This window comes from Ensifer sesbaniae (assembly GCF_013283665.1).
GTDB classification, from domain to species: domain Bacteria; phylum Pseudomonadota; class Alphaproteobacteria; order Rhizobiales; family Rhizobiaceae; genus Ensifer; species Ensifer sesbaniae.
In genome coordinates, this window is record NZ_JABEKU010000002.1 from 174,343 (window position 1) to 184,207 (window position 9,865).

Sequence of the window (9,865 nt, forward strand, 5' to 3'; positions counted from 1 at the left end):
GGTGGTAGTGCAAGGCATTGACAGGCATGTGCAGATTGGCCCGTCTGTGACTGGGTTTTCCGAGGCGTTCAAGGAGATCTGTATCTTCTTGAACCGCCCCTCGTCAGACAGCGTGCTTTATTCGGATGTTCCTTTCGACGCTCGCTTGCCGAGCGCCGAGGACGTCTCACGTATTGCAGAGCGCGTTGGGTTGGAAACGGAGCTCGTGTCCAGGCGCGCGATCGGCAATCGTGATTTCGTGTATCCTCTGCTGCTCATCTTTCACGACGGCAGTGCCATGGCGCTTTTGGAAGAGGCGCCTGACGGTACCTTGAGCTTTTCGAACAGAGCCGCCGCTCCGGGCGAAGCGGCGATGAAGCTGTCCGAGTTGCAGCTCGGAAGTCTCGCCTATGCGGTATCCTTCTCGGCCACTTATCTCAATACGGCGACGGGCCGTGGCGTTGGCGAGGCTCGCAACATCGACCGCCGGCATTGGCTGACAGCCACGGTCAAGCCTTTCTGGCAGGCCTATGTGCAAGTGGCGATCGCGGCCTTTTTCATCAATGTGCTCGCGCTTGCCGCGCCGCTCTTTACGATGAACGTCTACGATCGGATCCTCCCAAACAAGGCTATCGCGACGCTTTGGGTGCTGGCGCTTGGCATCAGCACGGCCATCCTGTTCGACTTCCTGCTGAAGACGGTTCGTGCGGCGCTGATCGACTTTGCCGGGCGCAAGGCTGATCTGAAGCTCTCCTACATGCTGTTCGAGAAGATCCTGCATGCGACGATGGCCTCTCGGCCACCTTCTACCGGCGAATACGCCAACAGGGCGATGCAGTATGAATTCGTTCGCGAATTCTTCACGTCGAATACGCTGAGTACGCTGATCGACAGCCTTTTCGTCTTCGTTTTCATCGCGGCTGTCTATGCGGTCGCGGGCTGGATCGCACTCGTGCCGGCGGTCGCGTTCCTCTTGAGCCTCGTGATCGGCTATGTCGCGCAGTACAAGATCGGCAACCGTGTCGCTGCGGCATCGAACGAATCTGCCCAGCGTCAGGCGCTGCTGGTTGAGACGATCAGCGCCATCGAGACGGTGAAGACTCTACATTCGGAAAAGCAGCTTTTGCGCCGCTGGAACGAACTGGCCAAGCACTCTTCGAACACGGCCGAGCAGATCAAGGAAATCTCCTCCTGGGCCTCGCACGCCACACAGTTTGTGCAGCAATTGGTGACCGTCTGCATTGTCGTTGCCGGCGCCTACCAGTTTACCGAGGGCAAGATCTCCTCCGGCGCGATCATCGCGGCCAGCATGCTGGCCGGCCGCGCCGTCGCGCCGCTCGGACAGATCGCGATGACGCTGGCCCGGTTGCGTCAGGCGATTTTGTCGCTGCGCATCCTGAATGCGGTGATGGAGCAGCCGGAGGACCGGCCCGACACCATCGGCTTCGTCAACCGCGAGATCCGCAACGGCAGCATCACTTTTACCAATCTCGACTTCGCCTATCCGGGGACCGACTACAAAGTGGTCAGCGGCATGAACGTCACCATCAGGGCGGGCGAACGCGTTGGCATCATCGGCCGCATCGGTTCGGGCAAGACCACGATCGGCCGGCTTCTCGCCGGTCTCTACGCGCCCAGCGCCGGTCGTATCCTGCTCGATGGCGTCGATATCCGACAGTTGCATCCCTCTGTAGTCCGCTCGGCGGTTTCCTTCGTGTCGCAGAACTCAGACCTGTTTTCCGGTACCATCAAGGAAAACCTGCTGATGGCGAACCCGATCGCCAGCGATGAAGAGGTGGTCGTGGCAGCACGGCTCGCTGGCGTCGACGATTTCGTCTCGCATCATCCTCGCGGCTATGACATGCCGGTGGGCGAGCGCGGCTCCCAACTTTCCGGCGGGCAGCGCCAGGCGGTCGCCATCGCCCGGCTGTTGTTGCGCAAGCCGAAGGTCGTGTTCCTCGACGAGCCATCCGGGGCGATGGACCTCGCGAGCGAGCGCGAGTTGATCAACAAACTTTCCAACGTTTTCAGCAGCGATGTCACACTTTTGATATCCACCCACCGTCACAGCATGCTGAGCCTTGTCGATCGTTTGCTTGTCCTCGACCGCGGTCGCCTGGTTGCCGACGGTCCCAAGGCTGCGGTCATCGAACAGTTGCAAAGGCGGTCGGGCTCTGCCGGGCCGGTGGAGGGGGCAGGGCTATGATCGATGCTCTCGGCATGACGGTGACGCAATATCGGTCCGCAAGTGGCGGGAGGCGGCAGCATGACTGAGAAACCGCCGCTTGCCGCACGTGCGGGCCTGCTTGTCATCGGCTTGCTGATCAGCTGTTTCGTCGCCTGGGCGGCGATTGCCGAGGTCGACGAAATTGCCCGTGGCGAAGGCAAGGTCATTCCCGTCTCGAAGACACAGATCATCCAGTCGAGTGAGCCCGGCATCGTGCGCGAGATCGCCGTGCAGCCCGGCCAGGTCGTTCGCCGCGGCGACCTGATCCTGCGGCTCGACGATACGGCCAGCGGCTCCTCGCTAGGCGAGCTCGAGGCCAAGGCACGGTCACTGCGGGCGCAAGTCGCGCGGCTGGAGCTTGAGGAGACCGGCGCCTACGACACAAAATACGATTGCCCCGAGGACATCGCCAAGGTTGCACCGGCGATCTGCGCGAACGAAGAACGACTGCTTCAGGCGAAAGCAGGCAACTTCAACAACAAGCTGTCGGTCATGCAGGCCCGAGAAGGACAGCGACAGAAGGAACTGGCGGAAGCGGAGGCCAACATCACCCGGCTCACCGAGAGCCTGCAGGTCACCGAACGGGAGCTGGGGCTGCTCGAGCCGATGGCCAAGCGCAAGCTCGTCGCGCAGACGGAACTGCTGCGGGTCGAAAAGGAACTGACCGACACCCGCGGGCAGCTTGCCCTCTGGAAGGAGTCGGTCGGAAAGCTGGAGGCGGCGCTCCAGGAGGCGACCCTCCAGGTGACCGAACTCTCGCTGCAGCTCAAGCAGGAAGCCCTGGCGGAAAAGACAGAGGCGCTCTCGCAGCTTTCGGTGATCGAGGAGACGATCCGCGGGGCGAGCAGCCGGGTTGCCAACACCGATATTCGTTCGCCGGTTGACGGCATCATCAACACGCTGGATGTCAACACGGTCGGTGCCTATGTGACGCCGGGCGCAGTGATCGGCGGCGTCGTGCCGACGTCGGAGACCCTGCTCGTCGAGGCGAGGCTTTCACCGCGGGACGTCGCCTTCGTGCGCGCAGGCCAACCTGCATTGATCAAGATTTCGGCCTATGACTTTTCGATCTATGGCGGCCTCGGCGGGATCGTGGAAACCGTCAGCGCCGACAGCCTCGTCGACCAGAACAATGGCGAGACCTATTACCTCGTGCGCGTCAAAACCGACACGGCCGCGCTCGTGAAGGACGGGCGCGAATATGCGATCATGCCCGGCATGATCGCATCGGTCGATATCATGACCGGCAAGAAGACCATCCTTGCCTATCTGATGAAGCCGATCAACAAGGCGCGTGAGGAAGCCCTGCGGGAGCGCTGATGAATGAACGAAACGCAGCCTCCACCGTCCGATGAGGACCAGAGCGAGCTGCGGTTTCGCGTCGTCACCGTCGGCGGTCAGCGCCGCGGGATCAAGCTCGAGGAGATCTACTGGCAGTGCCTTGGCGAGCTGGCCGCGCGGCAGGGGCGTCGGCTCGCCGATATTGTTGCGGCCTGCGGAAGAGAGCTCGAGGGCGAGGGGAACCTGACGGCCCGGCTGCGTTATGTCGCGACCCGCTACCTGCGTGATGAACTGAGGGCGGCCAAGGATCGCAGCAATCTCGCGGTCGTGGTGGGACAGGTCCGCGCCAGCCCGTCGCCGGCCTTCGCGCTCACCGGGAACAAGCAAATCATTGCCTACAACCCCGCATTCCTCTCCTTCGTCCAGTCCCGTGTCCTGCGGTCGCAGCAACCGCAACCGGCGCGCGGCCTGAGGCTCTCTTTCGACGTTCAGTTCGTTGATCTCGTCCGTCGCTTGAAGACGGCGCCCGGGGAGCCGCAACCGGCCGGCTTTACCATCGGCGTGCAGGGACAGGTGACGCGCGGCAAGCTCAATGCCGCGCTGGCGCCGCTCGCTGACCAGGACGTGATCATCGGCTTCATCCTCGCGTGAGGGCGCGGGAGTAGCCGTCAGGCCTCGGTGAAAGTGTCGACGTTGGAGACGACGTTCAGCGAACCGCGATGCCTTCGCCGGGCATCACGTCCGCGAGGGGCGCCGCAGACGCGACCTTGTCTCCTGTGGTCTTGATGCCGTGGATCCAGGAGCGACCCGCACTGACTGAAAAGAGCGGCTGATAGCTCGGAAGCGCACGGTCGAGCTTCACCTCGTCGCTCAGATTGTCGAGGACGAAGTGGCCCTGGCTCGTCGTGATTGCGAGCACCGCGTGATAGAGGTTGCGTCGGACATCGCGAAGTACCACGATCGACATAGCCTCCGACGGCAAGCCGGCCGCCTTCAGGGCAGCCATCTTCAGGATGGCATAGTCTTCGCAGTCCCCTATGCCGCGGGCAAGAATTTCATCCGGCGTCGCCCAGTAGTCCTTAGCACCGTAGTTCTCAGCGTCCGGCTGGTAGCGTACGATCCGGTTCACCGTGCGGTTGATGCCGCTGATCTTCTGGCGGAATGCGAGACCGTTGGCGTTTTCGATCGCCTTGCCGAGGATGCCGCGGGCGGCACACCCGCTCTCCTGTGCGCAGTGGTTGAAATCCGCAGCCACGACTGCCGGATAGACGGTCTTCCATTTGCGCGCCACCGGGATTGACGAGACGCGGAAGGCAACTGAATGGAATACGGCGGAGGGTTCGGACGCCGCCGGTGCCTGGCCGCCTGGGCTCGTGCGAGCAGTGACCGCCGCTTTCTGCACGTGCTGGCTCTTTAGCGTATCGGCAGCTTGCCTCGACCAGGCGTTGATCGTCTCCGCGGCGACGGCGGCCAGAGGGCTTGCCATGCTCAGCATCTGCTGGAAGAGGCCGGGGTGGAGCATGCCGGATTGGCCCGCCTGAACGGACGATGTCGCAGATAGCGACACCAGGCCGATCGCGAACACTGAAGTCTTCAGGTATTTTCCGCAGCTCTTCCAGCTCTTCTTGTTCATCGCCGTGTCTCTCGGTTTCATGAGGACACTGTACGAACGAAAAGAAAAATGCCGGTAAAGCAGTATGTATTATTTAGTGTGTTTCGAAGTAATACGTTTTATCTAAAATTTTATTCAAATTCTATACTTGTGTATTCTTTTGGTGCGGATACGACCCGACTTCGCCGATGCACCAAAATAACCATCGATGGCGGCATGTCGCGGCAGTTGCCGATCGCGACCGCTTGTTTTGAGCGGGCACCCATATGGCTCCCTCTGCGACAAGCCTGCACAGCGAACCAACGGAAGAAATCTGGCGTTTTGGAGCACGATTTCGGAGCACGTTATCGAGTCGCCGTCCGCCCGTGCGGAGGATGGTTACGAGCCGATGACCAGAAATACTAAATTTGTACTAACGTCACCAATTTTGGGTATTGGCATAAGATATTATGCTGTTTTTCGCGAATCTCGCCCGGACCGATTGCGATCTAAAAAGCTTGGTGTTTTCGTGCTCGCAAAGGTCGAGGGGTATTTCTATGGCAACCGAAGGCACCGCAATTTCCAACGAAGCCGCCGCTACGCAGGCAGAAGCAATCGAGTTCCGCAACGCGCCGGATGGCAAGGCCAATCGACTGGTGGCACAGGCTGCGACCGGAGCGGAGGGAGAACCCCAGCTCGTCGATCCTGCGACCGGCGCGCCGGTGAAAGGTGCCGAGACCGCGCCCCAGACGCCGCCCATGCCGGCGACGGTCACCGCCGATGCTTCGAACGTGGTGCACCTGCCCGCCGGCGCGTCGATCGAGAAAATCAAGGTCGTCGGTACCGATATCGTTTTGGAACAGCCGGACGGCTCGACGATCACCATTCACAATGCCGCGTTGAAGGTTCCGACCTTCGTGATCGGCGACGCCGAAATTCCGCGCGAAACGCTCGTGGCGGTGCTTGGCGAAAACGGCATCAACGTTGCAGCGGGTCCGGACGGCAGCATCAGTGTCGTTTCGAACCAGAGCAGCGGCGGCGGCTTCTCCGACGGAAGCGGCGACATCGGCCAGGCTGGCCCCGTCATCGATCTGCTGCCGCCGACATCCCTTCAGTTTCCGGCGCTCGAGGCGACCGAGCTTCTTCCCTTCACGCTTGATTCCAATGGCGATCCGTCGATCATCCCGGACGGTGGCAGCAGTGATCCCAGCGGCATCTTCGTGAGTGATCGTCAGGTCGATGAAGCTGGTCTCGCCAGCGGATCGCGCGCCGGCGATGGTAGTGCTTCGGTCAACGGCGTCTTCACGATTTCAGATCCGGATGGCCTCGGCGATATCGCCAGCCTGACTGTCAACGGTCAGACTTTTGCAATTGGTAGTCTCGCCGGGCAATCGGTAACAGGCCTGTTCGGCGTGCTGACCATCACCGCTTACGACCCGGTCACCGGCGTAGCGCAATATACCTATGAACTGACGAGCCCTGTTGCCGGCTCCGGTCCCGGCACGAATGTCGAACAGGATCGGGACACCTTCAACTTGACAGTGACCGACGCCGACGGCGCCACTGGGACTGCGGCACTCCGCATCGACGTCGTCGACGACGTGCCGGTGATTGGCATCACGGATCCGGTGTCGTCGAACGTCGTCGAAGGTCAGACGCTGGCCGGCAACTGGACGCTTGCAGCCGGTGCTGACGGCGTCGGCACGGTGAACGTGACGGTCGGCAACACGACGCAGACGCTGACGCTTTCGGCCGGCCAGAAGGTGGTGTTCGCGCTGGCCGAGGGCACGCTGACTGTCAATGCCGACAGGAGCTGGTCGTTTGCTGCGGCCAACAACCTCAACAATGCCGGCGGCGTCAATGTCAGCTTCTCGCTGTCGGCCGCGGACGCCGACGGCGACACGACGAGCGACAGCCAGACGATCACGGTGACCGACGGCGCTGGCCCGACGGTCGATCCCGACTTCGCCTCGGCTGCCCTCAACCTCGACGACCAGAACCTTGCCGACGGCTCGACGCCGGCCGGCTCCGACACGAGCAGCGGCACGATCGGCTTCGTCGCCGGTTCGGATGCGATCGCGAAGATTGCCTTCGGCGACACCAGCGGCCTGAGCGGCGCACTGACCTGGGATCGCGTCTCCGACACGCAGATCGTCGGCCGCGCCGGCGGCGTTGCAGTCGTGACGCTCGACCTGGTGCGCAGCGGCGACAGCGCGACGGTGACGGCGACGCTGAACGACAACTACGCCAGCCATCCCGGCATTGACGTCGACGACCTCGCAGACCTCGGCTCGGTCAAGGTGATCGCCTCCGATACCGACGGCGACAAGGCCGAAGGCACGGTGAACGTTTCGGTCTCGGACGATGTGCCGGTGATCGCCATCACGGATCCGGTGTCATCGAACGTGGTCGAAGGTCAGACGCTGGCCGGCAACTGGACGCTTGCGGCCGGTGCTGACGGTGTCGGCACGGTGAACGTGACGGTCGGCAACACGACGCAGATGCTGACGCTTGCGGCCGGCGAGAAGGTGGTGTTCGCGCTGGCCGAGGGCACGCTGACGGTCAATGCCGACAAGAGCTGGTCGTTTGCTGCGGCCAACAACCTCAACAATGCCGGCGGCGTCAATGTCAGCTTCTCGCTGTCGGCCGCGGACGCCGACGGCGACACGACGAGCGACAGCCAGACGATCACGGTGACCGACGGCGCTGGCCCGACGGTCGATCCCGACTTCGCCTCGGCTGCCCTCAACCTCGACGACCAGAACCTTGCCGACGGCTCGACGCCGGCCGGCTCCGACACGAGCAGCGGCACGATCGGCTTCGTCGCCGGTTCGGATGCGATCGCGAAGATTGCCTTCGGCGACACCAGCGGCCTGAGCGGCGCACTGACCTGGGATCGCGTCTCCGACACGCAGATCGTCGGCCGCGCCGGCGGCGTTGCAGTCGTGACGCTCGACCTGGTGCGCAGCGGCGACAGCGCGACGGTGACGGCGACGCTGAACGACAACTACGCCAGCCATCCCGGCATTGACGTCGACGACCTCGCAGACCTCGGCTCGGTCAAGGTGATCGCCTCCGATACCGACGGCGACAAGGCCGAAGGCACGGTGAACGTTTCGGTCTCGGACGACGTTCCGACGGTCGTGGCGGATCTGGACAGCATAGCAGCCGGCGATTACACGCCGGCGACGGGCAACGTGATCAGCGGCGCCGGCACGACGAATGCCGGTGCGGACACTGTCGGCGCGGACGGGGCGAGCGTGGTCGGCGTTGTCGCCGGCAACAGCGGTGCGTCGCTGGACGATGCGGCGACGGTGAGCACGCAGATCAACGGCCTGTTCGGCAAGCTGACGCTGAACGCGGATGGCAGCTACAGCTACGTGCGCAATCCGGGTTCGGCCGGCGGTGGCAGCGACGTGTTCACCTACACGGTGAAGGACGGCGACGGCGACCTGGCGCATACGACGCTGACGATCAGCCTCGGCGATGCGACACCGACGGTGTCGATCCCGGCGGCCGGCGGCGCGGACACGACGGTCTACGAGAAGGGCCTGCCGGTGCGCGGGCTCGAGTCGGCCGGTACGGGCGAGATGGCGGACGGCAATGCCGGCAACAACTCCGATGCCTCGGAGACGACGGGCGGCACGATCAACTTCACGTCGAAGGACGGCGTCTCGGCGATCACGCTGGGCGGCCATGCGCTGACGACGGTACCGCAGACCTTCAGCGATGCGACGGGCTCGCTGACGGCGCACTACAGCTATGACGCGGCGACCGGCATCGGCTCGATCGTCTATGCCTACACGCTGGCCGACAACACCTCGGGCGACAACACCTCGGCGAGCTTCGCGGTGGTGATCAGCGACGCCGACGGCGATGCCGCCCCGGCGGGCAACCTGGTGATCTCGATCGTCGACGATGCGCCGATTGCGGCCTTCGACACGGACAGCATAGCAGCCGGCGATTACACGCCGGCGACGGGCAACGTGATCAGCGGCGCCGGCACGACGAATGCCGGTGCGGACACTGTCGGCGCGGACGGGGCGAGCGTGGTCGGCGTTGTCGCCGGCAACAGCGGTGCGTCGCTGGACGATGCGGCGACGGTGAGCACGCAGATCAACGGCCTGTTCGGCAAGCTGACGCTGAACGCGGATGGCAGCTACAGCTACGTGCGCAATCCGGGTTCGGCCGGCGGTGGCAGCGACGTGTTCACCTACACGGTGAAGGACGGCGACGGCGACCTGGCGCATACGACGCTGACGATCAGCCTCGGCGATGCGACACCGACGGTGTCGATCCCGGCGGCCGGCGGCGCGGACACGACGGTCTACGAGAAGGGCCTGCCGGTGCGCGGGCTCGAGTCGGCCGGTACGGGCGAGATGGCGGACGGCAATGCCGGCAACAACTCCGATGCCTCGGAGACGACGGGCGGCACGATCAACTTCACGTCGAAGGACGGCGTCTCGGCGATCACGCTGGGCGGCCATGCGCTGACGACGGTACCGCAGACCTTCAGCGATGCGACGGGCTCGCTGACGGCGCACTACAGCTATGACGCGGCGACCGGCATCGGCTCGATCGTCTATGCCTACACGCTGGCCGACAACACCTCGGGCGACAACACCTCGGCGAGCTTCGCGGTGGTGATCAGCGACGCCGACGGCGATGCCGCCCCGGCGGGCAACCTGGTGATCTCGATCGTCGACGATGCGCCGATTGCGGCCTTCGACACGGACAGCATAGCAGCCGGCGATTACACGCCGGCGACGGGCAACGTGATCAGCGGC

Annotated in this window: 5 protein-coding genes; 4 read left to right on the forward strand and 1 reads right to left on the reverse strand. The window is 63.5% G+C overall.

The window, feature by feature from the left end; genetic code table 11:
- Window positions 1–7: 7 nt before the first annotated feature.
- Genes BHMPCIPO_RS18590 through BHMPCIPO_RS18600 form a run of 3 tightly spaced genes read left to right on the forward strand, consistent with a single transcriptional unit; the run spans window position 8 to window position 4,138 of the window.
- A complete protein-coding gene (locus BHMPCIPO_RS18590) occupies window positions 8–2,185 on the forward strand; it encodes a type I secretion system permease/ATPase (RefSeq protein WP_173520093.1) in 2,178 nt (725 codons plus the stop codon).
- A 60-nt stretch (window positions 2,186–2,245) separates the two neighbouring features.
- A complete protein-coding gene (locus BHMPCIPO_RS18595) occupies window positions 2,246–3,526 on the forward strand; it encodes an HlyD family type I secretion periplasmic adaptor subunit (RefSeq protein ID WP_173518332.1) in 1,281 nt (426 codons plus the stop codon).
- A gap of 3 nt (window positions 3,527–3,529) precedes the next feature.
- The gene (locus BHMPCIPO_RS18600) at window positions 3,530–4,138 is read left to right on the forward strand and encodes a ribbon-helix-helix domain-containing protein (protein ID WP_173518333.1); all 609 of its coding nucleotides are present in this window, start codon (window positions 3,530–3,532) and stop codon (window positions 4,136–4,138) included.
- A gap of 55 nt (window positions 4,139–4,193) precedes the next feature.
- Here the strand turns inward: BHMPCIPO_RS18600 and BHMPCIPO_RS18605 are convergent, their stop codons facing one another.
- Window positions 4,194–5,120, reverse strand: a complete 927-nt coding sequence (locus BHMPCIPO_RS18605; protein ID WP_246304464.1) for a transglutaminase-like cysteine peptidase — start codon at window positions 5,118–5,120, stop codon at window positions 4,194–4,196.
- 515 nt (window positions 5,121–5,635) lie between these two features.
- On the opposite strand from BHMPCIPO_RS18605, the gene BHMPCIPO_RS18610 reads away from it, so the two are divergent.
- A partial coding sequence (locus tag BHMPCIPO_RS18610; RefSeq protein WP_210266605.1) for a beta strand repeat-containing protein occupies window positions 5,636–9,865 on the forward strand: 4,230 nt, incomplete at its 3' end.